The following is a 24,009-nucleotide window of genomic DNA, read 5'->3' as shown; positions in this document are numbered from 1 at the left end:
CCCTGACCCGCTTTCTCTCACCTTCCACCCACCGACCACCCCACCACCGACCGCAGGAGAACTGAACATGAACAATCACGACAAGTACCCCACGAGCATGCGTGTGCTCCACTGGCTGATGGCCATCCTCATCCTCGGCCAGATCTTTGGCGGTTGGTACATGACGCCCTACGACGAGACCCGAGAGCCCCTCGCCAGTCAGCTGTACTGGTGGCACAAGTCCTTCGGCCTGCTGGCCTTCCTCTTCATCTTCATCCGCCTGAGCAACCGGCTGCGCTACGTGCCGCCCGAGCTGCCAGCGACCCTGCCCGCCTTCGACCGCAAGCTGGCCCACGCGGCCCACTGGGCCATCTACGCCCTTATCGTGATGCTCCCCATCACGGGCTACACCCTGTCGAGCACCTTCGAGTACAGCGACGGCGTCACCTTCTTCGGTATCCACGTGCCGGAGCTGTTCCCGAAAAACGAGGCTGTCTACGAAGCCGCCGACTGGCTGCACGCCATCCTGGCCTACACCCTGCTCGCGGTGGTGGTGCTGCACCTGGCCGGAGTCATCAAGCACCGCTTCTTCGACAGCAACCCCGACAACGATGTGCTGAAGCGGATGCTGTGAGATGAGCATGCCCCTCCCACTCGACCCCTGCACCGAAGCGCTGAAACTGATCCGCGCGCGCGTCTCCACCAGCCACTTCAACCCAGCCTTCGAGATCGACGACGACCTGGTCGCCGACCTCATCGCCTACGCCTGCGAAGCGCCCAGTGCCTACCACCTGCAGAACTGGCGCTTCATTGCGGTCAAGTCAGCCGCGGGCAAGGAAAAGTTGTGCCAGTTGGCCTATGGCCAGCAGCAGGTGGCCGACGCCGCCGTGACGGTCATCGTCATCGGAACCCTCAACGGTCATGAGCGCATCCGAGCCAACCTCCAGCCCCTGGTCGATGCAGGCCACATGGGGCCGGAGGATCTGGAGGCGTGGGCGAACGACACCCACCGGGGCATGCACGACAAGCCGGTGAAGCAGCGCGACGAGGCGATCCGCTCGGGCGCGCTGGCGGCCATGACCCTGATGACGGCCGCGCAGGCCCTGGGACTGGCCAGCGCCCCGATGGGCGGATTCGACGCAGCGGCCGTCAGCGCCGAGTTCGGCATCGGAGCGACCGAACTCCCCGTCATGCTGGTGGCGATCGGCCGTCCCGCGCCAGGCAACTGGCCGCGCAAGCCACGCCGCCCAGTGGAAGACGTTCTGGCCATCGTGTGAGCGGAACGCGTCGTGGCCGAGAACTCATCGATGTGATTCCTCGGTCGCTTCGCATGGGCATGGTGCGCCAGCCACAACCGCTCTGCTTCGTTGCCAATTGAATCCGTTCACTGTAATTGGCCACACAACTCAAAAAAGAAGCCCCCATGAACAACATTCAAACCCGATACGGTCAGCTTGAAGACATTGATGCTGTGGGCACCATGTTCGACGCCTATCGGCAGTTCTATGGGATGAAGCCAGACCTCCAGTGCGCGACAGGGTACATCCGAGCACGGCTGACAAACCGGGAATCGGTGATCCTTGTTGCACACAACGATTTGGCAACCATTGGGTTCTGCCAGCTCTATCCCAGCTTCTGCTCCGTCTTCGCTGGACCCATCCTCGTGTTGTATGACATGTTCGTTCAGCCCGAGGCGCGCAAATGCGGCGCAGGTGGTGCGCTGCTGGCAGCGGCAGAGCGCCATGCAGCCGAGAACGGTGCTCTGCGCATGGATTTGCGAACCGCAAAAACCAATCGGGCCGCGCAATCCGTGTATGAGGCTGCTGGCTGGATTCGCGGCGATATGTTCTACGACTACAGCAAAATCCCTGGCACAGCGCCAGAAGTGTGAACAGACCCTAGCTGAACTGGATGGGCGCCAGCGTGGCGATCAGCTCCGAATTTGATCGAACCCCGACCTTGGTGTAGATGTTCTGCACATGGCTGCGCAGCGTGGGCAGCGAGATGCCCAGGTGCCTGCACAGCGCCTTGTTGCTGATGCCGGTGACGGCAATCTCCACCACGTCCAGCTCCCGGGCCGTCAGGTGAAAGCGCGCCGACAGGCTGGTCCGGCTGATGACGCGGCTGGCAACGTGGATGGCGCCCAGGCTGTACTCCACAAACGGCTGGACCTGGTTGAGGCTCGCCACCTCGGCCGGGGTGAACGGCTTCGCCGGATCGCGCCGCACCAGCGACAGCACTGCCACGATGCGGCCCTGCTGCTTGAAGAACACGTCGCAGTTGTGGAAGTGGCCGTTGGGCTGGTAGAAGCCGGTGAAGATTTCGCTCTGGCGCCATTCAGCGTCGGACATCAGCATGGTGTTGGACACCACCACCGTGTCCTGGTCCTCGAAGCGCGAGGGGTGCATCGGGTCCAGTGCCCAGTAGGTCTCGGCGTACTGGCGCAGCATGGTGTCCAGGTGCGCGTGTGACGCGCTGTCCTGCTGCAGCTGCGCCCAGGGCACGTAGATGAAAAACCGGATGCCGTCCACCGGCATCAGCCGGTGAACCAGGGCAAACAGGGCCCGCTTGAAATCGTCCGAGACATCCGAGGTCGCCATCATCCTGCCCGATCAGTGGTGTGTCTGCGCACGGATCTGTCGCCACCGCTGGCTGTGATCGCCAGGCCCCCAGCCGCTCAGTACTGGCTCTCGGGCAGGTGCACCGTCAGGCCCGCCAGATCCGCATTCAAGGTGATTTGACAACACAGGCGGCTGTTCGGGAGGTCGGCCGCCACAGACTCCAGCATCGCGCTCTCCATGGCTTCGGGCGGCGGGAGCCGGTCCACCCAGGACGCGTCGACCTGGCAGACGCAGGTGGCGCAGGAACCGAAGCCCCCGCACTCCCCGACCACGCCGGCCATGTTGTTGTCCACGGCCGCCTGCATCAGGGAGGCGCCGACGTCGGCCTGCACACGGGTGGCCTGCTGCAGGTGGTCGATGAAAGTGATGTTGATCATGGTGTGTGTGTTTCGGTTGTTGAGAGCCAGCGGCCGAGCTCCTGCGATTCGTCGGCCAGCGCATCAGGAGACACCTCTGCGGAGGCAGCCATCAGCTTCTTGCCCAGCATGAAGTCTTTGGGTCGGTTGACGCAGTCGACGGCCAACACGCGACCGCCCGCAAGGTAGAACACCGAAAAGCTGCGGCCCTGGCGGCTGTCGCCGCGGACCACGGCCTGCTCGTGGCCTTGCGAGAGTCCGGCCATCTGCAGCTTGAGGTCGTACTGGTCGGACCAGAACCACGGCTGCGCCTGGTAGGGCACGGGCTTGCCGCACAGCGTGGCCGCGGCGCAACTGGCCTGGGCCATGGCGTGCGGCACCGACTCCAGCCGCAGCAATCGGCCATGGGCTTCGCTGAAGAACTCGGTGCAGTCGCCGGCCGCAACGATCTGCGGATCGCTGGTCTGGGCGAATGCGTTGACGCGGATACCGTGGCCAACGACCAGCCCCGCCGCATCGGCCAGCTCCAGATTGGGCAGCACGCCGATGCCGACGATCACCAGATCGGCCGGCAAGGTCTCGCCGTCCTCGCACTGCACCGCCGTGACCGCGGTTTCGCCGAGGATGCGCTGCACGCTCTTGTCGCAACGGATGTCCACCCCCTCTTCGGTGTGCACGCGGTGGTAGAAGTCCGAGACCTCGGCGCTGGTGACGCGCTGCAGCAACCTTGGCATGGCTTCGAGCAGGCTCACCGACAGGCCCAGATGGCGCAGCCCGGCAGCGGTTTCGAGCCCGATGTAGCCCCCGCCCACGATCACCGCGCGCCGGCACCCCCCCGCGGCGGCATGGGCCTTGATGCGGTCCAGGTCGGCGATGGTGCGCAGGTGGAAGACCCCCGGCAGCTGGGCGCCCGGCGCCGAGAGCTCTCGCACGCGCGCGCCCAGCGTAAGGGCCAGGGCGCTGTAGTCCAGCACCTCGCCGGTGCTCAGGCGCACCTGCTGTTGTGCCCGGTCGATGCGCAGGGCCCGCACGCCCAGGCGCAGTCTCACGCCCGCCTTCTCGTAGGCCGCGGCGTTCTTGATCAGCATCTGTTCGGGGCTCATCTGGCCCGCCAGGTAGGCCTTGGACAGCGGCGGGCGCTGGTAGGGCAGCACCGGCTCTTCGCCCACCAGGGTGATGTCGCCCTGCCAGCCTTGCTGGCGCAGGCTGGTCGCCAGCTGCGCCGCGGCGTGTCCGGCTCCCAGAATGACGGCATGAGGTGTGCGCATGGTGGCCTCAGGCGGATGTGAAGGCGACCGGCAGGCGCTTGATGCCGTGCACGTGGTTGCTGCGCAGGCGGTCGGCCGGCCCGGTGAGCGACATGGACGCCACCCGTTTCGCCATCTCTTCCAGCAGCACGCTCACCTGCAGCTTGGCCACGTGCGTGCCCAGGCAGAAGTGCGGCCCGCCACGACCGAAGGCCATGTGCTGGTTGGGTGTGCGGTCGATCCGGAAGCTGTGCGGCGCATCGAAGTGCGCCTCGTCCCGGTTGCCCGAGGCGTAGTACATGGCCACCTTGTCGCCGCGGGCGATCTGCGCGCCCGCCAGCTCCGTGTCGGCGGTGGCGATGCGGCGCACGAAATGCACCGGGCTGGCCCAACGGAAGATCTCGTCGGCAGCCACCCGCGCATCGACCCCGCCCGAGCGGAAGCGCGCCCACTGGTCCGGAAAGTCGCAGAAGGCCTTGATGCCGTGGGAAATGGAGTGCCGCGTGGTTTCGTTGCCGGCCACCACCAGCATCAGGAAGTAGTTGCAGAACTCGGCGTCGGACAGCGGCCGGCCGTCGCAGGTGCCCAGCGCAAGCCGCGTGACGATGTCGTCCGTGCCCTGGTGCCGCCGCTCCTGCGCCAGTTGCAGGCCCAGCTCGAAAGCCTGCAGCGAGGCCGGGTGCCCGAACGGCAGCAGGCGCCGCTCGGCCTCCGGGACCGCGGCCACGGCCGGGTCGATGAAGTCGGGGTCGTCCGAGCCCACCAGCTGGTCGCTCCAGCGGATCATGTCGTCACGGCGGTCTTCAGGGATGCCGAGCAGGCGGCACAGCGTGAAGATCGGCAGCTGTTTGGCCAGCACCTCCACCACGTCCACCTCCGGTGACTGCAGGACCGCATCGAGCAGGCGCGTGGTGGTGCAACGCACCGAAGCCTCCAGCGCCGCCACCGCCCGCGGCATGAAGCCCGGCACGGTGACCATGCGCATCTTGGGGTGCTGGGGCGCGTCCATCTCCAGCAGCGTGCGGCGCGCGTCGTTCTGCTGATCGTCAAAGTCGTCCAGGCTGATCACGCCGTTGCGGGAAGAGAACACGCCGGTGTTGCCCGACACCGCGACGATGTCGTCGTAGCGGGTCACGGCCCAGAAGCCCTTGTGGCCGTCGGTGCGTTCATTCCAAGCCACGGGCGATTCGCGGCGCAGGCGCGTGAACTCCTCGGCGGGAACGGCCTGGTGCCAGACGCCTGGGTCGGTGAGGTCGACCTGGGTGGTCGGTCGGTTGATCGTGAGTGAGGTCATGGGGGTTCCCTTCAGGATGCGGGGTGGGCGTTGGACGCGAGGCTGGCGAGGCGGTGGCGCACAAAGGCCAGCACCCAGTGCGCCGCGGGCCGGCTGTCGATGCGGGTCTGCAGGCTCTGAACGGCGGCGTCTGTCACTGCGTCGCCCTGCTGCGGGCGCTGCGATTCGTAGATGGCGCGCGCCAGGCGGGTGGTCATCTCGGGGTGGGCCTGGATGGTCAACACGTTCTCGCCAATGGTGGTGATGCCCACCGGGCAGAAGCTGTTGCCGGCGAGGATGCGGGTGCCCGGGGCCGGCGTGGTCACCTGGTCCTGGTGCAGGGCGATCAGGTGAAAGGCCTCGCCGTCCAGTAGCCCGGCGGGCGCCCAATCCGGGACCGCTTGCAGCGGATAGTCCTGCACGCCCACACCCCAGCCCTTGCCGGAACGCTGCACCACGCCACCGAGCGCGTCGTGCAGCAGCTGGTGGCCGTAGCAGATGCCCACCACGGGCCGCTGCCGCGCCGCGCCGATCAGAAACTGCGCCAGCGCGGGCTGCCAGGGAAGACGCTCGTGCACGCTGGCCGGACTGCCGGTGACCAGCCAGGCGTCGCACTCGTGCGCGTGCGCGGGCAGTTGATTGCGGTGCGCCTTGTAGACCCTGAATTCCAGCGCCGCATCGGCGCCGCGCAGGAAGGGTGGAAACGGTGCGGCCATCTCACCGTGTTCTTCGATCCAGTCGGGACTGGTCTGGCCGCATTCGAGGATGCCGATCAGCATGGCCGCCTCACCCGAGTTCAAAGAAACGGCGGCGTTCGTCGATCAGCGACTTGCCGACGAACGACTTGCACTGCGCCTCGCGGGTGGCGCTGAAGGTCTCGACAAACCGCTCGCCCAGCCAGTCCTTGGCACAGGCCGAGCCGCGCAGCGCCGCGATCGCGGCCTGCATGTTCTTGTGCAATGGCGGGCCGTGGCGAGCGTCGGGCAGGTAGCCGTTGCCTACCGTGGCGGCACTGGGCTCCAGCTCGGCCTCCATGCCCGCCAGACCCGCCGCGATGCTGGCAGCGGCGGTCAGGTAGTGGTTGGCGTCGGCACACGGCAGGCGGTTCTCCACCCGGATCGATGACGGGCTGTGCCCCACCACGCGCAGGCAGGTGGTGCGGTTCTCGATGCCCCATGTGAAGGCCGGCGGCGCGAACGTGCCTTCGGCGAAACGGCGCCAGCTGTTCACCGTCGGCGCGAAGATCAGCATGAAATCGGGCAGGTAGCGCTGCACGCCGGCGATGAAGTGGCGGAAGCGCTTGGACATGTGGTGATCGGCGTCCGCGTTCCAGAAGCAGGGTTTTCCGGCGCCGTCCAGCAGCGAGATGTGAATGTGGCTGGACTGGCTGTCGGCCTGCTCCGACCAGCGCGGCATGAAGCTGATGGTCTGGCCGCGGCGCATGGCGAACACGCGCAGGAAGTTCTTCAACAGCACCGCCTGGTCGGCGGCGGCCATGGCCGTGTTGGCGGCGATGCAGGCTTCCATGAAGCCGCCACCAATCTCTTCGTGCATCTTGGCCAGTTGAATGCCCAACGGCTCGCAGAAATCGGCCACGCCGTTGTAGAACTCTGACTGCGCGGCCTGGTAGATCACCAGGTCGTGGCTGGCGTGGGCGGTGGCGGTGCGCAGCTGGTCGAACTGCTTGGCCTGCAGGGACTCGGCGGTCTCGTTGAACAGCGTGAACTCCAGCTCGTAGCCGAGCTTGGGAAAGACGTCCATGGCCGCGGCGCGCTCAAGCACCTTGCGCAGCACGCTGCGGGGGCAGAAGGCCTGTGCGTCGCCCGAGAACTCGGCCAGGTAGAGCCCCTGGTCGGAGGGCACTTCCCAGGGAATCGCGCGCCGACTGCCGGTGTCCACGATCAGGGCGCTGTCGTGGAAGTCACCCGTGCCGTCGGTGACGCCGGGCATACTCAGGAACACGTCGGTGGGGTCGAGCGCCAGCTGGGCCGGCGACATGCCCATGCCGCTGGCCAGGATGCCGGGCAGCTCGCTGGCGGCCACCTTCTGGCCCCGCAGCAGGCCGTTGGTGTCGACAACCGCAATGGTGAGGAATCGGTCCGCGCTTTCTGGTCTCATGGTCTTGTTCAGGTGGTGTGGATGGAAGAGTTTTTGACATCAATCAGTGCGCTTTTCTCGATGCCGTGCTAGGCATTCCAATGTAGAAAGATCGGGACAAATCCACCATCGTCTGATGAGATGAGGCGGCATCAGCCGCTGAGACACAGACAAAAAAAACCAGGGGGATCTCTCCCCCTGGAACCTTGGATGCGTGGGCTGGGCCACGACGGGCCAGCGCTTCAGGTGCGGCTGGCACCCATCACGGCAAACGCTTTCGGATTGGCGGCCCGCAGGCGGCTGGCCAGCAGCCAGCCCACCACGGCGGCGAGCGGGATCAGTGAAGGCAGGACGATCCCGAGAGTGCCCCCCTGCGTCCCCGTCAGGTCGCCGAAGTTGAAGAAGATGTAGACGAACAGCACGGCCATGATCAGGCCGGACATCACCGGCATGACCCAGGCGGTGAACAGCGAGGCTTCAGCGTGCCGACGGAAAAAGGCCACCACCGCCAGCGACGTGATCGACATCATGCCGAGCACCCCCAGCACACCGATCTGCGAGATCCAGGTGAACATGTTGAGCACCGGGTCGAGGCCCAGGCCGGCAAACACCGCCAGCACGATCAGCGCACCGATGCTCTGGGCCACCGAGCCGACGTGCGGGCTCTGGTGTGTCGAGTGGGTGCGGCCAAAGGCTGCGGGCAGCAGACCCTCGCGCCCGGCGACGTAGCTGTAGCGGGCGATGTAGTTGTGGAAGGCCGACAGCGCCGCGAACAGGCTGGACACCAGCAGCACCCCGGCGATGGCGGGCACCGGCCCACCGACATAGCGGCCTGCCAGTTCAAAGAAGAAGCTGGTCGGGTCCTGCAGGCCCTGGAGCGTCGGGATCAGTTCGGCCGCACCCACCCCGGCGACCATCAGCCAGGTGGTGAACACGAAGAAGATGCCGATCAGCAGCACGGAGAGGTAGGTGGCGCGCGGAATCGTCACGTCCGGGTCGCGGGCCTCTTCGGCATAGATGGTGGTGGCCTCGAAACCCATGAACGAACCGAGGCAGAACAGCACCGCCACGGTGAACGAGCCCGAGCTGATGGCGGACATGTCGAACAGGTTCATCGACAGCCCGCTGGCACCACCCGAGCCCAGGATGGCAAAGTCCACCAGCAGCACGATCAGGTACTCCAGCAGCACCAGCAGCACCAGCACCTTGGCCGACAGATCGACCTGCCGGTAGCCCAAGATGCCGACCAGCAGCACGGCCACCAGGCTGTAGACCCACCAGGGCATGTCCAGGCCGAAGCCGCCGAACACGCCCGCGGAGACGCCACCCAGCAGACCGATGAGTCCGAACTGCAGGGCGTTGTAGGCCACCAGTGCAACCATCGCCGTGGCGCCGCCCCAGCAGCCGCCCAGGCCCCGGGCCGCATAGGCATAGAAGGCTCCGGCGTTGCGCACGTGGCGGGACATCGCCACGTAGCCGACGGAGAAGGCCAACATGATCAGGGTCATGAAGAGGAAGGTCGCGGGCACGCCCGTGCCGTTGCCGAGCAGGAAGGCGATGGGCACGGCCCCGGCAACCCCGGTGAGCGGGGCGGCCGCCGAAATGACCATGAACGTCACCGAGATGAGACCCAGTGAGTTCTTGCGGAGCTCGTGAGGCCCGCCGTGGGGGGGATACGCAGGACTCTCCTGCTCTGACGGTTGGTGGACGACTGCCATGTTGTTTTCACTGCCTGTCTGCTGCCGATAACAAAGCCCCGCGCCGGCACATGGGGGATCGCGGAACGTCCGCGACTGTCGCGACTCTAGGGGCGCTGATGCTGCGGTGGTTAGCCCGGATCGGCAAGTTTTTTTGCGCGCCCTGCAGCGGCGACGCACCCCGGCCACCAAGCTGCCGATTCGGGCTACAGGCGATCGCGGGCCACCCCTAGCATGCCCCGTACCAAGAGCACCCAGGAGATCCACGTTGCGCCACGACACGAATGTTTTGCCTCTCTGCAGATCAACAGGGAGGACCACCCGCCTGGTGCTGCCCCTGTGCCTGCTGGCCGGCGCCCTGATGACCCGGGGCGCCGGCGCCGTCGAGCTGGTGGTGGTGCAGGTGGCACCGCAGAAAGGCGAGCTGGCGCATTACACCAACGAGTTGCGCACCGGCATGCTGGCCCACCTGGCGCACGTCAACGCCACCGGAGGCATCCGGGGCGACACCGTGCGCCTGGTGTCGCTGGACGACGCCGCCAACCCGGCGCAGGCCCTGAAACAGATCGAACAGGCCGCCGCCACCCTGAACCCGGTGGCCTTCCTGTACCTGATCGGTCCCGAGACGATTGTGGCCACCCTCGAAGCCAACACCTTCGGCCGCATCGGCATTCCCCTGCTGGGCACCTCGCCCGCCGCCGTGCAGCTGCGCTCCCCGACCCGGTCGCACGTCTTTCACCTCACCCAGGGCGAAAACAGCGAGTACGAGAAGCTCGCCCAGCAGCTGCGCACCGTCGGGCTGCGCAAGGTGGCCCTGATCCACTGGGATGACCCCGCCACCCTGGGCGAGGTGAAGTACTTCGAGCAGTCCGCCGCGCGGACCCCCGCGATCGAGGTGGTCGGTCGTGCAGCGGTCGCGGCCAGCAGCGGCCAGTTGGACAAGCCGTTCGAACAGGTGGCGCAGATGCGCGCCGAGGCGATCGTGTCCATGCTGCCGGTGGAAGAAACCGCGAAGCTGCTCAAGACGCTCCGCGCGAAAGGCCTCTTCACGCCGGTGTACGGCGCGTCCTACAACGAATCGGGACGGCTGTTCGACCACGCCGGCGAAGCGGCCTCGCGGGGCATGACGGTGACCCAGGTCGTGCCCAACCCGTTCGGCGGCACCCTGCCCGCTGTGCGCGACTACCAGACCCAGATGAAGCAGTACGCGCCCAAGGACACACGGCTCGGCACCCTGTCCCTGGAAGGCTTCCTGGCCGCACGGCTTCTGGTGGAAGCCCTGCGGCAGACCGCCCGACCGGTGACGGCCGCGGGGCTGCGAGATGCGCTGGAGCAACGCAGTCCGTTCGACCTCGGCGGCCTCAAGGCCACGTTCTCCAAAACCGATCACGTCGGCCTGGACTTCCTGGACATCGGCATCGTGACCTTCGGTGGCCGTCTGCGCTACTGAGCGCGGCCCTGACCGACAAGCCCTGCCATTTCAGGCTCATCGATTGCCGACCCTCGGCCCAGAATCCGGTCCGCCCCGTGCCGGTGGTCTGCGCAAGGCGCGGGGAACATCCCACCACTCCCCAGAAAGAGACAACATGAACCCATTCATCCGTCCCCTCGCTGCCGTCCTCGCGCTGGCATCCATCGCCGCCCCCGTTGCCGCCGAAGGTCTGTCCTTCAATGTGGGTCTGACATCGCTGTACAAGTACAACGGCATCGACCAGGACGTGCGCGCACCCAAGAACGTCCGCCCGGCCCTGCAAGGCGGCGTCGACCATGACTTCGGCAACGGCCTCTATGTCGGCAACTGGAACTCGACCGGCCAGTTCGGCGCGCAGGGCAAGGCCGACCTGGAGATTGACCTGTACGGCGGCTACCGTGGCGAATTCGGCCAGGGCTGGCGCTACGACATCGGCGCCATCCGCTTCGTGTACCCCAAGGACAGCAGCTGGAACGCCAACGAGTGGTACCTGCGCCTGGGCCACGGCATCTTCTCGGCCCAGTACGGCCATGGCTTTGGCAACGGCAACAAGACGGCCCGCCTGGCGCTCTCGCTGGCGCAACCTCTGAGCGAGAAGCTGACCCTGGAAGCTGGCGTGGGATTCCGCAACCGCCACAACATGGACAGCGCGAAAGACGCTCACCTGGGTCTGGTCTACGACCTGGGCGGCGGCCTGATGGCCTCCGGCCGCATCAGCGGTGCCGAGACCGCCAAGACCGGCCCGGCGGGCAAAACCCGCCTGGTGGTCGGCCTGCTCAAGAGCTTCTGAGCGTCCCGCGGTGGCCTGCATGCGCCACCGTGGGCCGGCCATCCGCACGCAGGGTGTCGGATGGCAGCTCGCCAAACAGCTCGCGGTAGTGGCGCGCGAAATGGCTGAGGTGGAAGAAGCCCATCTCGGCCGCCGCGTCACCCACCTGCAACTCATGCGCCGCTGTCGTGCCCAGACGGCGGCGCACGGCATTGAGCCGCAGGTTGCGCAGGTACTCCAGGGGACCGATGCCTGCCACGCGCTGGAAGCTGGCCTGCAGCGTGCGACGGCTGACCCGAAGCTGTGCACAGAGGTCCAGGATGCTCAGGGGACTGCAGACGTTGCCCTCCACCAGTTCGCGGCTGCGCCTGACCATGTAGCTGCTCACTGACGAGCCACAACGCGTCTGTGTGCGCGGGTCCCCGACCGCGGCAAACAGGTCCAGGAAGGCGTTGAGCAGCATCTCGTCCATCACCTTGTCCAGGGTCGCCGTCGGTGCGTTGTTGGCTGGCTGCTGGCGGGTCTGAAGGAGGATCAGGTAAAGGGTGTCTTTGAGCCGCGTTGCCGTCGCTTCGTTCACTGCCAAGGCCGCTGCGCCTCTGGCCAGTGCGGTCTGATGGGGCAAGAGATGCAGTTCCGCCATCTCGATGAAGCGGTCGAAGTCCACATTGGCCGCCACCAGGCTCAAACCTTGTGGCGCGTGCAGCATGAACTCCTCGCTGTTGCGCAGCAGCACCACGCGCGACAAAGGCGGCTTGGAGCGCCCAGCACTGGAGGCTTCCAGCGCCATGTCCGACACCGCCAGGCACAAGCGTCGAGGGGGGCACTGCCCCCGCTGCACCACCTGCCGGTTCAGCACCTCATGGAACATCTGGAAGGTCTGGGTGGACACCTGACGCAGGCTGCTGTTGAGCGATCCCGGCGAAAGCTGGTCGTAGTGTTGAGACCAACCCGGGATGGCACGTGCGTGCTGGTGCACGTCGTTGAAAGAACGCACTTCAACATTCATGAGAAAGCGGCTTACAGCGCGAGCGAAACCACTTTTTCTTCGAGGTAGGCGTCCAGCGCCTTGCGCGAGAGATCGCGCCCGATGCCGCTGTCTTTGGTGCCGCCCCAGGGCAGGCGCGCGTCCAGCGGGCTCCAGCAGTTGATGGCCACCGCGCCCACTTCGAGCTGCGCGGCCACGCGGTGCGCGGCGGACACGTCGCGCGTCCAGACGCTGGCCGAGAGCCCGTAGCGGCTGTCGTTGGCCAGGGCGACGGCTTCGGCTTCGGTGTCGAACGGAATGATGGCGCCCACCGGCCCGAAGATTTCTTCCTGGGCAATCTGCATATCGGCCGTCACGTCGGTGAAGACCGTCGGGCGCATGAAGAAGCCGTTCGCGGGTGTGTCGCCCTCGGCGCCACACAAGCGCCGGGCGCCTTCGGCCAGTGCTGTGCCAATGCTGGCTTGCACACGCTCCCGGTGGCGCGCGCTGATCAGCGCGCCCATCTGCGCGCCTTTCACATCCGGCCCACCGAGCTTCATCGACGCCGCAGCGGCCGCCAGCGCCTGCTCCACCTGCGGCACGAGCGAGCGGTGCACCAGGATGCGCGAGCCGGCCGCGCAGGTCTGCCCCTGGTTCACGAACAGGCCCATGGCCACGCCGGGAATCGCTTCGTCCAGGTTCGCGTCCTGCAGCAGGATCTGGGCGGCCTTGCCGCCGAGCTCGAGCGTGACGCGCTTGAACGACGCCGCGGCCTGCTGGGCGATGATGCGGCCCACGCCGGTGCTGCCGGTGAAGCTGATCTTGCTCACGTCGGGGTGGGCGGTCAGCGCCGCACCAGCTTCGGGGCCCATGCCGTGCACGATGTTGACCACGCCGGGCGGAAAGCCCGCTTCGGCCACGAGCGCGCCGAGCTGGCCCACCGCCATCGGCGCGTCTTCCGAGGTTTTGATCACCACGGTGCAGCCCGCCGCCAGTGCCGGGGCGAGCTTCCAGATCGCGATCATCAAGGGCGCGTTCCAGGGCACGATCAGCGCCGCCACACCCACAGGCTCCAGGCGCGTGTAGTGCAGCATCTGGCGCCCCATGAAACCCGCGGTGGGCACGGTGCGCCCTTCGAGCTTGTCGGCCCAGCCGGCGAAGTAACGCAGCGTGTCGACCGACATCGGCAGGTCCATCACGCGCATGTCGAAATGGGGGCGGCCCTGCTCGGTGGTCAGCGTGGTCACGAAGGCCTCGGCCTGCGCTTCGAGCAGGTCGGCCAGGCGCGCCAGGCAACGGCCCCGCTCGCTGCCGGGCAGCGCCGCCCAGGGGCCTCGTAGCGCCTGCTTGGCCGCAGACACGGCATCGTTCACGTCGTCGGCGGCGGAAGCGCTGACCCTCGCGCAGACCTTGCCCGTGGCGGGTGCCAGCTTCTCGAAGGTGGCGCCCGAGCGGGCCGGCTGGTGTTGGCCGTTGATGAAGTTGTTCAGTTGCGGAATCGGGGTGTTCATGCGTTGTCTCCTGTCGTTGTATGGATCAGTGGCGCGGCCACTTCAGGCGCCGTCGCTGTTGCTCAGATGCCGGCCATGTTGATGTACTTGACCACCAGGTAGTCGTCCATGCCGAGGTGCGAACCTTCGCGGCCGATGCCCGACTGTTTGACGCCGCCAAAGGGCGCCACCTCGTTGGAGATCAGGCCGGTGTTGACACCGACCATGCCGTACTCCAGGCGCTCGGCCACGCGCCAGACGCGGCCGAGGTCGCGCGCATAGAAATAGCTCGCGAGGCCGAACTCGGTGTCGTTGGCCATGGCCACCACCTCGTCTTCGGTCTCGAAACGGAACAGCGGCGCCAGCGGGCCGAAGGTCTCTTCGCGGGCGACCAGCATGTCCTGCGTCACGTCGCTCAGGATCGTGGGCTCGAAGAAGCTCTGGCCCAGCCCGTGGCGCTGTCCGCCGGTGAGCAGCTTCGCGCCCTTGGACACCGCGTCCGCGATGTGCTGCTCCACCTTCTGAACGGCCTTGTCATCGATCAGCGGACCGATGCGGACGTCTGCATCGACACCCGACCCCACCTTGAGCTGGGCCACCGCCAAGGCCAGCTTGGCAGCAAAAGCGTCGTACACCTTGCTGTGCACGTACAGGCGGTTGGCGCAGACGCAGGTCTGGCCGGCGTTGCGGTACTTGGACACGATGGCGCCTTCGACGGCGGCGTCCAGATCGGCGTCCTCGAAGACGATGAAGGGCGCGTTGCCGCCCAGCTCCATCGACACCTTCTTCACGGTGGCGGCGGTGCGCGCCATCAGCGAGCGACCGACCTCGGTGGAGCCGGTGAACGAAAGCTTGCGCACCAGCGGGTTGTCGGCCAGCTCGTCGCCCACATCGCGCGCCGAACCGGTGACCACCGACAACACGCCCGCAGGCACACCGGCCCGCTCGGCCAGCACAGCCAGCGCCAGCGCGGTCAGGGGCGTCTGGCTCGCGGGCTTCACCACCATGGTGCAGCCTGCGGCCAGCGCCGGGCCGGCCTTGCGCGTGATCATGGCGGCCGGGAAGTTCCAGGGCGTGATGGCGGCGCAGACACCAATGGGCTCTTTGGTGACCACGATGCGCTGCGAGGCCACCGGCGCGGGAATGGTGTCGCCGTACACGCGCTTGGCTTCTTCCGAAAACCACTGGATGAAGGACGCCGCGTAGGCGATTTCACCGCGCGCTTCGGCCAGCGGTTTGCCCTGTTCGCTGGTCATGATGAGGGCCAGGTCGTCCTGGTTGGCCATGATCAGCGCGTACCACTGCGCCAGGACCGCTGAGCGCTCCTTGGCGGTGCGCGCGCGCCAGGCTGGCCAGGCGCGGTTGGCGCCCTCGATGGCCAGGCGTGTTTCAGCGGCGCCCAGGCGCGGCACCGAGGCGATCACGGCGCCGGTGGCCGGGTTGGTAACCTCGATGAACGCCGTGCCCGACACCCACTGGCCGTCGACGAGACACCGGCCAGGCAGCAGGGAGGGATCTTTGAGTTGAAGCATGGAGGAACCGGGTAAACAAAGAAGAAAGATCAGATCTGCGTGACCATCTTGGTCACCAGAAAGCCGTCGAAGGTCTCGGTGCCGCCTTCGCTGCCGATGCCGCTGTCCTTGACGCCACCAAAGGGCAGCTCAGGGTGCGCCATGCCGGAGTGGTTGATGTTGACCATGCCCACCTCCAGCCCGTTCATGACCTGGGTGGCGGTCTTGTGCGACTCGGTGAACACGTAGGACGCCAGGCCATAGGGCACGCTGTTGGCCAGCCGCAGCGCCAGCTCGGTGCTGTCGAACTTCACCACCGACGCGACCGGGCCAAAAGGCTCCTCGCTCATGATCCGCGCGTGAGCGGGCACGTCGGCAATGACAGTGGGCAAAAAGAAGTGACCGCCGTCGCCCATTCGCGCGCCACCGGTGAGCAGCCGCCCGCCGGCGCGTGTGGCGTCGTCCACCAGTTCGCGCACGGCCTGCAGGCGGCGGTCGTGGATCAGCGGCCCCATCTGCGATTGGGGCTCCAGGCCGTTGCCCACCTGTACCGACTCGATGGTGTCCACGAAACGTGCCACAAAACGGTCGTATACACCGGCCTGCACAAACAGGCGCGAAGGCGAGACACACACCTGCCCTGCGTTGCGCGTCTTCATGCGCGCCAACAGCGCGGCCGCCGCGTCCACGTCGGCATCGTCGAACACCAGCACCGGCGAATGACCACCGAGCTCCATGCAGACCCGCTTCATGTGCTGGCCGGCCAGCGCGGCCAACTGCTTGCCCACGGGCACCGAGCCGGTGAAGGACACCTGGCGCACCACGGGCGACTCGATCAGGTGCTTCGATATCTCGGCGGGATGGCCAAACACCACGTTGAACACGCCCGGCGGCAGACCGGCGTCGTGGAAGGCGCGCGCCATTTCGACGATGGCGCTGGGCGACTCCTCCGGCCCCTTGAGGATGAGCGTGCAGCCCGCCCCGATGGCCGCGGACACCTTCTTGATGGCCTGACTGAGCGGGAAATTCCAGGGGCTGAACGCGACGCACACGCCCACCGGCTCGCGGATCACCATCTGGCGCACGCGCGGGTCGCGCGAAGGCACCACACGGCCGTAGATGCGGCGGCATTCTTCGGCGTGCCATTCGACGTGTTCAGCGCTGTTGAGCACCTCGGCCCGCGCATCGGCCAGGGGCTTGCCGTTGTCCCGCGTGATGCCGTGGGCGATGACCTCGACCCGGCTGCGCAGCAGCTCGGCGGTCTTGCGCAGCACGGCCGAGCGGTCCATGGGCGAGGCGTTTCGCCACTGCACAAAAGCCCGCTCGGCGGCCGACAGGGCCGAGTCCAGGTCCTGCACGGTGGCGCAGGGCAGATCGCCCAGGCGTTCCAGCGTTGCGGGGTCGGTCACCGCCAGTGTCTGGCGGGCACCGGCCTCCATGAACTGGCCGTCGATGTAGAGGGTGAGCGTGGGGTACATGGGGTCTTTCGTTCGCAACAGAAACCGGCACTCGAAGACGGGTGCCGGCAGGTGAGTCGTCATTCGATCTTGATGCCCGCTTCGCGGATGATCTTTTCGTACTTCACCGTTTCCTGCTTCATGGAAGTCAAGGTGTCGGCCGGCTTGGAGGTGCCGATCTCCAGCCCGCGCGCGGCGTAGTTGGCCTTCATCGGCGAGTTCGCCACGGCCTGGGTCACCGCCTGGTGAATCTGGGTGATGACGGCGTCAGGCACCTTGCCAGGCGCAAACAGCGCGAACACGGTCGACGGAATCGAACCGGCCTTGCCGCCGGCCTCGGTGAGGGTGGGTACTTCGGGCGCGAAGCCCGCGCGCTGCTCGTCGCCGATGGCGAGCAGGCGCACGCGCTCGGACTTGGCCTGCGCCGCCAGCGCCATGCCGCCCGCGATGACCACATCCACCTCGCCCGAGGCCAGGCCGGTGATGGCCGGCCCGATGCCCTTGTACGGCACGTAGGTCTGGGTGTAGCCGTGCGCCTTGGACAGCATTTCCATGCCGATGTGCGTCACATGGCCGTTGCCGCCGGTGCCCGCATTGAGCTTGCCCGGGTGGGCCTTGGCGTAGGACACCAGCTCGGTGAAGGTCTTGACGGGCAGTCCCGAACGCACGCCGATCATCAGGTTCACACGGGCCAGATCGGTCACGGGCTTGACGGCCTCTTCCCACTGGTACGGCAGCTTCGAATACAGCATGGGGTTGGTCACCAGGGCCAGCCGGTCCACCATGAGCAGCGTGGCGCCATCGGGCTCGGCCTTGGCCACCACGTCGGTGCCGATGATCGAGTTGGCGCCCGGCTTGTTGTCCACCACAAAGGTCTTGCCGGTCTGTTTGGACAAGGCGTTGCCGAGGTCGCGGGCCAGGACGTCGGGCTCCGTGCCGGCGGGATAGGGCACGACGATGCGCACCGTGGTGGCAGACCAGGTTTGCGCATGGGCCGCGCCCAGGCCCACCGCCAGCATCACGCTGCCCAGCACACACGATTGGAGGGAGTTCATGGGGATCGTCCTTTGGGTTGGTTGATGGAGAGGGGGCGACTCACACCGCCATCGGTGCTTCGGCGCTCGCATCCGCTGGTGCATGGCGCGGGGCAGGTGCGGTGGTGGGCAACACGGCGTCGCAGAACTTCTGGAGCTGTGCGGGCGCGTCGGGGGCCAGGCCGGCGGCGGCCACGAAGCGGTCCGGCCGCAGCAGGACCCAGTCGACGTTCTTTTTCTGAAACCACAGCTGCAGGTCGTTCTCCATGTCCTGGATGACCGTCACCGCCGGGCAGGCGGCGGACACGCCCGGTTCGCTCGAACCGCTGCGGGCGCGCACACCCACCAGGCGAACACAACCGAGGGTCTGAAGCTGGCTCACGAGCGCGGCGGGTGCCTGCGCCAAGGGATCGCAGCGCCAAGAGAGCAGCGCGAACTGACCACCGATCACGTTGTCGAGCTTCTCGCAGTGACCCACCACGCGCTCGACATTGGGCTGGATGAACATGCGTCCCACCAGTTCGTCCTGGGTGGTGTTGCCGCTGTTGAGCACCACACCGGTCGAGAACCGGGGCATGGGCTTGAACTTCATTTGCAACACGTAGTCCCGGAACTTGGGCACGTTGCGGATGGAGAGGAAGAACCGGTCCCGCATCCAGGCCACAAAACGGTTGCGCTGCGACAGCACCGCACCGAACAGATCGGCCAGATCGATCATGGCCTTGGTGTGCGCGTGGCGCTCGTCGTGGTAGCTCTGGAGCAGCTCGGGCTTCATCCGGCCCTGAACGATCCAGGCCAGCTTCCAGGACAGGTTGAACGCATCGCGCAGACCGGCGTTCAGGCCCTGCCCGATCCACGGCGGGGTGATGTGGGCGGCATCGCCGGCGATGCAGACCCGCCCGCCCACGAACGACTTGGCCACGCGCGAGTTGTGCGTGTACACGCGCGCCCGGATCACGTTCAGGCGCTCGGGGTCTGGAACGTGGTTGCGCAGCAGTTCCTGCACCTTGTCGGGTGCAAGCATCAGCTCACCGTCCTCGCCCGGGAACAGCATGAACTCCCAGCGCCGCAGACCATAGGGCAGGCGCAGGCAGACGTAGGGACGGCGCGGCTCGCAGTGCAGCGCCGTGTAGGGGGCGTCCAGCGGGTCCTGATCGCACTCGATCACCACCCACTTGTTGGGGTGCGTCTGGCCTTCATAGGGCGTCTTCAGCGCGCCTTCGCGCACGGTGCTGCGTGCGCCGTCGGCGCCCACCAGGTAGCGTGCGCGAACGGAGATCGCTTCGCCGTTGTCGGCCTGGAGGAGCGCCGTCACGCCTTCGGCGTCCTGCTCGATGGATTGCAGGGCCACACCAAGCCGCGTGGTGACGTGGGGGTAGCGCTCCAGGCCCTTGCGCAGCGTCACTTCACCCAAGGGTTGCGAGAACAGGTTGCGACGGAACCAGCCGAACTCCCGCGTGCTGGGCAGGATCTCGGCGAAGCAGCGCTTGTCGGCCGTGTACATGCGCATGGGCACGTTCTGGATCATGTCCTGCAACATGGCTTCGGCCAGACCGACCGCCTGGAAGGTGCGCAGGGCCTCATCGTCCAGCCCCACGGCGCGTGGGTAGTCCAGCACCTGGGGGCTGCGGTCCACCATCAGCGTCTTCACGCCGTAGTGGCCAAGCAGGTTGGCGATGGACACGCCGACCGGGCCTGCGCCGACGACCAGCACTTCGGTGTCAATGGTGGGCTTCATGGCTTTGTCTCTCAGTAAGGGTTGTCGGTTTCCATGGCTCCGGAGCAGCGCACCTGTGCATGACGCGGTGCAGCCCAGGGCACCGCCGGGCCGGCTTTGCCGGACGGCCAGTGCCGCCCCCTTGGGGGTAGCGCGAAGCGCTGCAGGGGTGTTTCACCTTCAAGCCGGCGTCAGCAGCTGGCTTTCCTGCCGGACCAGCAGATGGCGCACCGATTTGCGAAACGCTGCGAAGCGTTCGTCGGCCATCAACCCGGCGCGGCGCTGGCGGCGGTCTTCAAAGTCGTCGAAGGCCCAGATGTAGATCAGCTGGTTGAGGTCACCGCTCTCGGGCTGCATGAGCGTGACCAGGCGGCCCAGCAGCTCGGTCTGCACGGCGCGGCCGGCTTCGTTGTAGAGGCGCAGGTACTCGCGCACGCCGCCGGGCACCAGGGTGTAGGTTCTGAGTTCGTGGAGCATGGTGTCAGTGAATGGGGACCAGGAAGTCGCGCACCAGCTGGTGGAACAGCGCGGGTTGGTCGTCGTGGATGTAGTGACCGGCATCGGGCACCACGGTGCTGCGGATGCGGGGGTTCAGGCGCTGCATGTCCTCGACCATCTCGGGCTGCAGGTAGTCGGACTTTCCACCCCGCACCACCAGGGTCTCGCAGGCCAGCGCTGCCACGTGCGGCCGCAGGTCCACCACCCGGGCCGGGTCGGGGTTCAGGCGAGTGGCGGCGATGCCCACGTGGTCGTACCGCCAGGTGAAGCCACCGCCATCGGCCGGGCGCAGCATGCTCTGCAGGCGCTGCTCCCGCGCTTCTTCCGTCACGCTGGGGCGCAGCACCCGCATGAAGGCGCGGGCGTCGTCCCAGGTGGCGAAGTGGCTGGGTGTGGTGGCCAGTTCGCGGCGGATGCGGATGGCGCCCGGGCTGGCCTCGAAGGCACCTGGCCCCGCGTCTTCCACCAGCAGGCGGTTCACCCGCTCGGGGAAACGCGCGGCGTAGACGATGGCGTTGATGCCGCCCATGGAATGGCCCAGCAGATCAAAACGGTCCAGGTCCAGGGCATCCACCACCGCCGCCAGATCGTTCACGTAGGCGCCGGTGTAGTAGCCCTGCTGCGGGTCCCAGTCCGACGTGCCACGCCCGCGCTGGTCGAAGGCGATGACCCGGCAGTCGGGCTGCAGGGCCGCCGCGATGCCGGCGAAGGTTTCGGCGTAGCCGCGGATGCCGTGCAGCATCACCACCGGGCGGGCCGTTGGTGCGCCCCACTGCGTCACGTGCAGGCGCAGGCCGGCGCTGGTCACATGGTGGTCGCTGCGTTCCATCGTGGCGCTCAGACCAGACCGTCCAGGCCTTTGACGTCGGCGGCCTTGAGGCCGCCCAGGCGCGCATTGAGGCGCCCGCGCGTGGCGAAGGCCCAGCACACCAGCACCTCGTCGCGGTTGGGGGCGTCGTTGAAGCTGACGCTCACCGAGTCGTAGTGGGAGCGCACGTAGAGGGCGTCCTTGTGGGCCAGCGGGATGTCGAGAATGGTTCCCGGAACGCCGCGCTTGCCCGTGGACGGCACCCACGATTTGCCGCCGCCGAGCGTCGCGCGGATGGGATCGGCCGCCGGGTTGGTGAGCAGCGCGTTGCCGTGTTCGTACTCACCGTCCATGCCGACCAGGATGGCCTTGCCGTAGCTTTCGATCTTCTGGTTGCCAGCGGCTTCCTGAATGCGGCGGCCGAACTCGCGGCCCAACTCGGGCGAGCCTTCGATCCAGGCGCTCAGGTCTTGCTCGTAGCGGCCGGCGCAGGGGTTGTGGATGCAGGCGGCGATGACGATCTTTCGCAGCGGCTCGCCGTCCGCGGGCGCGCCGGTCTCACCCGCCAGGTTGTCCTCGACCTGCAGGAACCACTTGCGGATGTGAAAGATGCCGAAATTGGGGGACTTCATGATGGGGTCTTCTGGGGAGGAAAGGGATCAGAGGGGCTGCAGGTCGAACGGGTCGCTGGGCGCGTTGTAGTGGCCCAGCACCCGCTTGCCTTCTTCGTCGTCGTGCACGGTTTCGAGGAAGAACTCGAAGCGGTGGCCGTCGGGGTCGGTGAAGTACAGGCCGTAGCCCACCTTGTGGTCGGTGAGCTTGACCACGGGCACGTTCTTGGCCAGCAACATGCCGTACAGGCGGCGCAGGTCGTCCAAGCCGCCGTCGATCTCCAGACCGTAGTGCTGCATGTTGATGTCGCCGATCTGCATGGCGCGCAGCATGGCCGGGTCGGCCTTGATGAGGGCGATGTCGTGGTGCTTTTTCCCGAACGACAGGAAGACCCAGCGCGGCTCGCTCGCCGTGATCTCCATGTCCAGAATGTCTTCGTACCAGCTGGCGCTGGCGTGTGGGTCCTTGACGTAGAGCGCCAAATGGGTGCGCAGGATGCGCGGCTTGACGTTGATCGATGACGTGCTCATGACCGGCCCCTCAGTTGATGGATTGGGGGTGGGCTTTCACCGGCGCCACAAACGGCGTCCAGGCGACCGAGGTGATCTCGCTGAAGTCGCGCCACTCCTTGAACCAGCTCTTGCCGCCGTCCATTGAGCGCAGCAGGTGGCCGTATTTGGTGCCGGCGAACAGCAGCGCGGGGTCGGACGCGTGGGCGCCGAAGGCCCACACGGTCGAGTTCGGCGCGGTGTGCAGCAGCGTAGGCGCCCATGTCTCGCCGCGGTCTTCGGAGCGGTAGATGCGGGTGCGCATGCCGGGCGTGCCGTCGCCGATGGCCAGCAGCAGGGTGCTGCCGGCGGCGTCCACCACCTGCACGGTGCGCGTGTAGTACATGCCGTCAAAGCGCTCCTTCGAGGCCTGGCCCGACCAGGTCTGGCCGTCGTCGGTGCTGGTGTAGACCGAGTTCACCGTCAGCACCAGGTTCTTCTGTGGCTGGCCGTCCACCGGCGGCAGCACCGCGATGGCGTGGATGTCGGAGTTATTGATGGTGCTGTCGGGGCTGTCGACACGCTGCCAGGTGTCGCCACTGTCCGGGCTGCGCCATGCACCGCCCTCTTCCACACCGAACCACACCTCGCCGCTGCGCACCGGGTTGACGCAGATGGTCAGGATGCGCGGGCGGTTCACGCCCTGGCAGAACTCGGGCAGTTCAATGGCCAACTGGTCCCACGACAGACCGCCATCCTTCGAGCGGTACATGCGGGCCCGCGACGGCGCACCGGTGCCGGCGTAGACCATCTTGGGATTGCTCGGGTCGAACGCGATGGCCCAGACCGTCTGCTGGTTCATGGGGGAATCGACCCGCTTGAAGTGCGCGCCACCGTTCAGACTGAGGCACATGCCGGCGTCGGCCCCTGCCAGCACGCGCGAAGGATCGGAAGGGTCCACCGCCAGGCTGCGCACCACACCGTCAAATTCAATCGCCTCTTTCAAGCCCAGGCGGTGCCAGGTGGCGCCGTCGTCCACGCTGCGCAGAATGCCCTGGCCAGCCGTGCCCACCAGAATGGTTCCGTTCATGTTGCAGTTCCTGTGTGTTGGTGTCAGATGAAGATGCCGCGCGTGATGCCGCCATCCACCGCGATGGACTCGCCGGTGATGGCGGCCGCGCGCTCGGAGGCGAGGAAGAGGATCGCGTCGGCGATCTCGTTGGGTTGCAGCACGCGGCGGATCGGCGTGACCTTGGCGTAGTTGGCTTCCACCTGCTCGGCGGTCAGGCCTTGCAGCTTGGCTTCCTTGGCATAAAGCTCATGGATGTGCGGGGTCTCGACGACACCGGGGTGCACGACGTTGACGGTGATGCCCGACGGGCCCAACTGGTCAGAGAGGGTCTTGGTCAGGTGGCAGATCGCCACATTGCGCATGCCCGAGAGCTGTTTGCTGCCGCGGCCGGTGAGGCCACCGATGTTGATGATCCGGCCGAAGCCGTTCTTCTTCATGTGGGCGGCGGCCGCCTTGGCGCAGCGCATGTAGCCCACCACCTTGATGTTGATGTCTTCGAGCAGGCCCTCGGGGTCGGCGTTCTCGATCTCCGAGCGCACCAGACCGCCCGGGTGCGCAGCGCCGTTGACCAGGATGTCGATGCGGCCGAAGTGGCTGGCCACCATGTCCATCATGGCCTGCACCTGGTCGGTCTGGCTCACGTCGGCCGGGGCGGCCAGGATCTCGACGCCGGTGGCGGCCGAGATTTCGCGCGCCGCTTCTTCCAGCGGGCCTTTGCTGCGGGCCACGATGGCCACACGCACGCCTTCGCGGGCCAGCGCTTCTGTCACAGCCCGGCCGATGCCGAGACTGCCACCGGTCACCACAGCGACCTTGCCTTTGAGATTCAGATCCACAGCGTCTCC

Annotated in this window: 24 protein-coding genes; 5 read left to right on the top strand and 19 right to left on the bottom strand. The window is 66.9% G+C overall.

Annotation, left to right across the window (positions count from 1 at the left end; all coding sequences use genetic code 11):
• Nucleotides 1–67: 67 nt before the first annotated feature.
• The 3 genes from B0E41_RS10830 (at nucleotide 68) to B0E41_RS10820 (ending at nucleotide 1,870) form a co-directional block, all read left to right on the top strand.
• Nucleotides 68–613 carry a cytochrome b gene (locus B0E41_RS10830; protein WP_077331141.1) on the top strand — a complete coding sequence of 182 codons (546 nt, stop codon included), beginning with the start codon at nucleotides 68–70 and terminating at the stop codon, nucleotides 611–613.
• Nucleotide 614: 1 nt separating this feature from the next.
• Entirely contained in the window at nucleotides 615–1,256 is a 642-nt protein-coding gene (locus tag B0E41_RS10825) for a nitroreductase family protein (protein WP_253194772.1), read from the top strand.
• A gap of 146 nt (nucleotides 1,257–1,402) precedes the next feature.
• Complete coding sequence (locus B0E41_RS10820; protein WP_077331143.1) at nucleotides 1,403–1,870, top strand: GNAT family N-acetyltransferase; 468 nt, start codon at nucleotides 1,403–1,405, stop codon at nucleotides 1,868–1,870.
• Nucleotides 1,871–1,877: 7 nt separating this feature from the next.
• Here the strand turns inward: B0E41_RS10820 and B0E41_RS10815 are convergent, their stop codons facing one another.
• From B0E41_RS10815 to B0E41_RS10785, 7 genes are all read right to left on the bottom strand, one after another.
• Nucleotides 1,878–2,579: a helix-turn-helix transcriptional regulator gene (locus tag B0E41_RS10815; RefSeq protein WP_171984733.1), complete on the bottom strand. Its 702-nt coding sequence runs from the start codon at nucleotides 2,577–2,579 to the stop codon at nucleotides 1,878–1,880.
• A gap of 77 nt (nucleotides 2,580–2,656) precedes the next feature.
• Nucleotides 2,657–2,977, bottom strand: a complete 321-nt coding sequence (locus B0E41_RS10810; RefSeq protein ID WP_077331137.1) for a 2Fe-2S iron-sulfur cluster-binding protein — start codon at nucleotides 2,975–2,977, stop codon at nucleotides 2,657–2,659.
• The gene (locus B0E41_RS10805; RefSeq protein ID WP_077331135.1) at nucleotides 2,974–4,224 is read right to left on the bottom strand and encodes an FAD-dependent oxidoreductase; all 1,251 of its coding nucleotides are present in this window, start codon (nucleotides 4,222–4,224) and stop codon (nucleotides 2,974–2,976) included. Before B0E41_RS10805 ends, B0E41_RS10810 begins: the two co-directional genes overlap by 4 nt.
• 7 nt (nucleotides 4,225–4,231) lie before the next feature.
• Nucleotides 4,232–5,497: a cytochrome P450 gene (locus B0E41_RS10800; RefSeq protein ID WP_077331133.1), complete on the bottom strand. Its 1,266-nt coding sequence runs from the start codon at nucleotides 5,495–5,497 to the stop codon at nucleotides 4,232–4,234.
• 11 nt (nucleotides 5,498–5,508) lie between these two features.
• Nucleotides 5,509–6,255, bottom strand: coding sequence for a gamma-glutamyl-gamma-aminobutyrate hydrolase family protein (locus tag B0E41_RS10795; protein ID WP_077331131.1), 747 nt, complete (start codon nucleotides 6,253–6,255; stop codon nucleotides 5,509–5,511).
• Between the two features lie 7 nt (nucleotides 6,256–6,262).
• Nucleotides 6,263–7,594, bottom strand: a complete 1,332-nt coding sequence (locus B0E41_RS10790) for a glutamine synthetase family protein (RefSeq protein ID WP_077331129.1) — start codon at nucleotides 7,592–7,594, stop codon at nucleotides 6,263–6,265.
• A gap of 221 nt (nucleotides 7,595–7,815) precedes the next feature.
• Complete coding sequence (locus B0E41_RS10785) at nucleotides 7,816–9,291, bottom strand: APC family permease (protein WP_077331127.1); 1,476 nt, start codon at nucleotides 9,289–9,291, stop codon at nucleotides 7,816–7,818.
• Between the two features lie 307 nt (nucleotides 9,292–9,598).
• Here B0E41_RS10785 and B0E41_RS10780 point away from each other — a divergent pair, with 307 nt between their 5' ends.
• Entirely contained in the window at nucleotides 9,599–10,720 is a 1,122-nt protein-coding gene (locus tag B0E41_RS10780; RefSeq protein ID WP_077331125.1) for an ABC transporter substrate-binding protein, read from the top strand.
• Nucleotides 10,721–10,856: 136 nt separating this feature from the next.
• Nucleotides 10,857–11,531: a TorF family putative porin gene (locus B0E41_RS10775; RefSeq protein WP_077331124.1), complete on the top strand. Its 675-nt coding sequence runs from the start codon at nucleotides 10,857–10,859 to the stop codon at nucleotides 11,529–11,531.
• Here B0E41_RS10775 and B0E41_RS10770 read toward each other — a convergent pair.
• From B0E41_RS10770 to B0E41_RS10715, 12 genes are all read right to left on the bottom strand, one after another.
• Nucleotides 11,518–12,519, bottom strand: coding sequence for a helix-turn-helix domain-containing protein (locus B0E41_RS10770; protein WP_077331122.1), 1,002 nt, complete (start codon nucleotides 12,517–12,519; stop codon nucleotides 11,518–11,520). The genes B0E41_RS10775 and B0E41_RS10770 overlap by 14 nt on opposite strands.
• 11 nt (nucleotides 12,520–12,530) lie before the next feature.
• The gene (locus tag B0E41_RS10765; protein WP_077331120.1) at nucleotides 12,531–13,988 is read right to left on the bottom strand and encodes an aldehyde dehydrogenase family protein; all 1,458 of its coding nucleotides are present in this window, start codon (nucleotides 13,986–13,988) and stop codon (nucleotides 12,531–12,533) included.
• A gap of 62 nt (nucleotides 13,989–14,050) precedes the next feature.
• A complete protein-coding gene (locus tag B0E41_RS10760) occupies nucleotides 14,051–15,499 on the bottom strand; it encodes an NAD-dependent succinate-semialdehyde dehydrogenase (RefSeq protein WP_077331118.1) in 1,449 nt (482 codons plus the stop codon).
• A gap of 29 nt (nucleotides 15,500–15,528) precedes the next feature.
• Nucleotides 15,529–16,956, bottom strand: coding sequence for an NAD-dependent succinate-semialdehyde dehydrogenase (locus B0E41_RS10755; protein WP_077331116.1), 1,428 nt, complete (start codon nucleotides 16,954–16,956; stop codon nucleotides 15,529–15,531).
• A 59-nt stretch (nucleotides 16,957–17,015) separates the two neighbouring features.
• On the bottom strand, nucleotides 17,016–17,990 hold the full coding sequence (locus B0E41_RS10750; protein WP_077331114.1) for a tripartite tricarboxylate transporter substrate binding protein: 975 nt from the start codon (nucleotides 17,988–17,990) through the stop codon (nucleotides 17,016–17,018).
• A 40-nt stretch (nucleotides 17,991–18,030) separates the two neighbouring features.
• Nucleotides 18,031–19,707 carry a bifunctional 3-(3-hydroxy-phenyl)propionate/3-hydroxycinnamic acid hydroxylase gene (locus B0E41_RS10745; RefSeq protein ID WP_077331112.1) on the bottom strand — a complete coding sequence of 559 codons (1,677 nt, stop codon included), beginning with the start codon at nucleotides 19,705–19,707 and terminating at the stop codon, nucleotides 18,031–18,033.
• Nucleotides 19,708–19,866: 159 nt separating this feature from the next.
• A complete protein-coding gene (locus B0E41_RS10740; RefSeq protein WP_077331110.1) occupies nucleotides 19,867–20,163 on the bottom strand; it encodes an NIPSNAP family protein in 297 nt (98 codons plus the stop codon).
• A 4-nt stretch (nucleotides 20,164–20,167) separates the two neighbouring features.
• Complete coding sequence (locus B0E41_RS10735; protein ID WP_077331108.1) at nucleotides 20,168–21,013, bottom strand: alpha/beta hydrolase; 846 nt, start codon at nucleotides 21,011–21,013, stop codon at nucleotides 20,168–20,170.
• Between the two features lie 8 nt (nucleotides 21,014–21,021).
• Nucleotides 21,022–21,624: an amino acid synthesis family protein gene (locus tag B0E41_RS10730; RefSeq protein WP_077331106.1), complete on the bottom strand. Its 603-nt coding sequence runs from the start codon at nucleotides 21,622–21,624 to the stop codon at nucleotides 21,022–21,024.
• A 27-nt stretch (nucleotides 21,625–21,651) separates the two neighbouring features.
• Nucleotides 21,652–22,134 (bottom strand): VOC family protein, encoded by a 483-nt coding sequence (locus tag B0E41_RS10725; protein ID WP_077331104.1) that lies wholly within the window; start codon nucleotides 22,132–22,134, stop codon nucleotides 21,652–21,654.
• 10 nt (nucleotides 22,135–22,144) lie between these two features.
• Entirely contained in the window at nucleotides 22,145–23,182 is a 1,038-nt protein-coding gene (locus B0E41_RS10720) for a sialidase family protein (protein ID WP_077331102.1), read from the bottom strand.
• A 23-nt stretch (nucleotides 23,183–23,205) separates the two neighbouring features.
• Complete coding sequence (locus tag B0E41_RS10715; protein WP_077331101.1) at nucleotides 23,206–24,000, bottom strand: SDR family oxidoreductase; 795 nt, start codon at nucleotides 23,998–24,000, stop codon at nucleotides 23,206–23,208.
• Nucleotides 24,001–24,009 lie beyond the last annotated feature (9 nt).

The organism is Hydrogenophaga sp. A37, from assembly GCF_002001205.1.
In the GTDB taxonomy this organism is placed as follows: domain Bacteria; phylum Pseudomonadota; class Gammaproteobacteria; order Burkholderiales; family Burkholderiaceae_C; genus Hydrogenophaga.
This window is presented reverse-complemented; position numbering and strand designations above follow the sequence as displayed.

Bases quoted from the DNA above. Each gene is read 5' to 3' on its own strand.
- B0E41_RS10785 (WP_077331127.1), bottom strand. From the start codon at position 9,291: ATGGCAGTCGTCCACCAACCGTCAGAGCAGGAGAGTCCTGCGTATCCC.
- B0E41_RS10765 (WP_077331120.1), bottom strand. From the start codon at position 13,988: ATGAACACCCCGATTCCGCAACTGAACAACTTCATCAACGGCCAACAC.
- B0E41_RS10795 (WP_077331131.1), bottom strand. From the start codon at position 6,255: ATGCTGATCGGCATCCTCGAATGCGGCCAGACCAGTCCCGACTGGATC.
- B0E41_RS10800 (WP_077331133.1), bottom strand. From the start codon at position 5,497: ATGACCTCACTCACGATCAACCGACCGACCACCCAGGTCGACCTCACC.
- B0E41_RS10820 (WP_077331143.1), top strand. From the start codon at position 1,403: ATGAACAACATTCAAACCCGATACGGTCAGCTTGAAGACATTGATGCT.
- B0E41_RS10830 (WP_077331141.1), top strand. From the start codon at position 68: ATGAACAATCACGACAAGTACCCCACGAGCATGCGTGTGCTCCACTGG.
- B0E41_RS10740 (WP_077331110.1), bottom strand. From the start codon at position 20,163: ATGCTCCACGAACTCAGAACCTACACCCTGGTGCCCGGCGGCGTGCGC.
- B0E41_RS10750 (WP_077331114.1), bottom strand. From the start codon at position 17,990: ATGAACTCCCTCCAATCGTGTGTGCTGGGCAGCGTGATGCTGGCGGTG.
- B0E41_RS10815 (WP_171984733.1), bottom strand. From the start codon at position 2,579: ATGGCGACCTCGGATGTCTCGGACGATTTCAAGCGGGCCCTGTTTGCC.
- B0E41_RS10720 (WP_077331102.1), bottom strand. From the start codon at position 23,182: ATGAACGGAACCATTCTGGTGGGCACGGCTGGCCAGGGCATTCTGCGC.
- B0E41_RS10745 (WP_077331112.1), bottom strand. From the start codon at position 19,707: ATGAAGCCCACCATTGACACCGAAGTGCTGGTCGTCGGCGCAGGCCCG.
- B0E41_RS10775 (WP_077331124.1), top strand. From the start codon at position 10,857: ATGAACCCATTCATCCGTCCCCTCGCTGCCGTCCTCGCGCTGGCATCC.
- B0E41_RS10825 (WP_253194772.1), top strand. From the start codon at position 615: ATGAGCATGCCCCTCCCACTCGACCCCTGCACCGAAGCGCTGAAACTG.
- B0E41_RS10790 (WP_077331129.1), bottom strand. From the start codon at position 7,594: ATGAGACCAGAAAGCGCGGACCGATTCCTCACCATTGCGGTTGTCGAC.
- B0E41_RS10805 (WP_077331135.1), bottom strand. From the start codon at position 4,224: ATGCGCACACCTCATGCCGTCATTCTGGGAGCCGGACACGCCGCGGCG.
- B0E41_RS10735 (WP_077331108.1), bottom strand. From the start codon at position 21,013: ATGGAACGCAGCGACCACCATGTGACCAGCGCCGGCCTGCGCCTGCAC.
- B0E41_RS10730 (WP_077331106.1), bottom strand. From the start codon at position 21,624: ATGAAGTCCCCCAATTTCGGCATCTTTCACATCCGCAAGTGGTTCCTG.
- B0E41_RS10760 (WP_077331118.1), bottom strand. From the start codon at position 15,499: ATGCTTCAACTCAAAGATCCCTCCCTGCTGCCTGGCCGGTGTCTCGTC.
- B0E41_RS10725 (WP_077331104.1), bottom strand. From the start codon at position 22,134: ATGAGCACGTCATCGATCAACGTCAAGCCGCGCATCCTGCGCACCCAT.
- B0E41_RS10810 (WP_077331137.1), bottom strand. From the start codon at position 2,977: ATGATCAACATCACTTTCATCGACCACCTGCAGCAGGCCACCCGTGTG.
- B0E41_RS10770 (WP_077331122.1), bottom strand. From the start codon at position 12,519: ATGAATGTTGAAGTGCGTTCTTTCAACGACGTGCACCAGCACGCACGT.
- B0E41_RS10755 (WP_077331116.1), bottom strand. From the start codon at position 16,956: ATGTACCCCACGCTCACCCTCTACATCGACGGCCAGTTCATGGAGGCC.